Raw genomic sequence first — 630 nt, forward strand, 5'->3', positions numbered from 1 at the left:
GATCTGGTCGGCCCATCCGACCTCGTCCAGGGCCCGCGAGTCGTGCCGGGAGCCGCGTACCGGTACGGAGACGTCGGCCAGCGTTCCGTCCCGGAAGGCCGCGACCTGAACGCCCAGCGCCTGCTTCTTGTGCTTGGCGTTGAAGTTCGTCGTCCCGGTCCCGGCACGGTTGCCGGTCGGGATCGGGGTCCCGTCGACCAGCACCGTCCCGCGCGCCAGCGCGTCGGCCAGACGGGCGCGGTCCAGTGCGGTGACCTGCCCGAGAAGCGGCAGCAGGTACCGCCAGATCCGCGAGACCGTGGCTTGGGAGACGCCGAACAGATCTCCGGTCAGCTGCTGAGCGAGGTTGTGCCGCGCTTTGAGGAGCACCAGCGTCACCGCTGTGCCGAACGGCAGCACGAAGTCGTACCTCTGATCCGGTGGCCGGTTCTGGTGGACCTGCCATGCGCGGGCGATCAGCTCGGTCGTCTGGGCAGGCGTCAGCCCGCAAGTACTCTTGTAGCGCATCGGCCCTTCGATCGGCTCGGAACCTGGCGTAGACAACCTGGATCCAACCGAACGCAAGGGCCGTTGCGCTACCTGCCGAAATTTGCCCCTGACCAGCAACGACGCAGGTCAGGACGTGAAGCA

General features: G+C 67.6%; 1 protein-coding gene. It reads right to left on the minus strand.

What is annotated here, in order from left to right:
* Positions 1-543 (minus strand): helix-turn-helix domain-containing protein (locus tag LUM46_RS26595; RefSeq protein WP_274998321.1); only part of this gene is annotated, 543 nt, incomplete at its 3' end.
* Positions 544-630 lie beyond the last annotated feature (87 nt).

Origin of the sequence: Promicromonospora iranensis (assembly GCF_028994805.1) — a bacterium.
In the GTDB taxonomy this organism is placed as follows: domain Bacteria; phylum Actinomycetota; class Actinomycetes; order Actinomycetales; family Cellulomonadaceae; genus Promicromonospora; species Promicromonospora iranensis.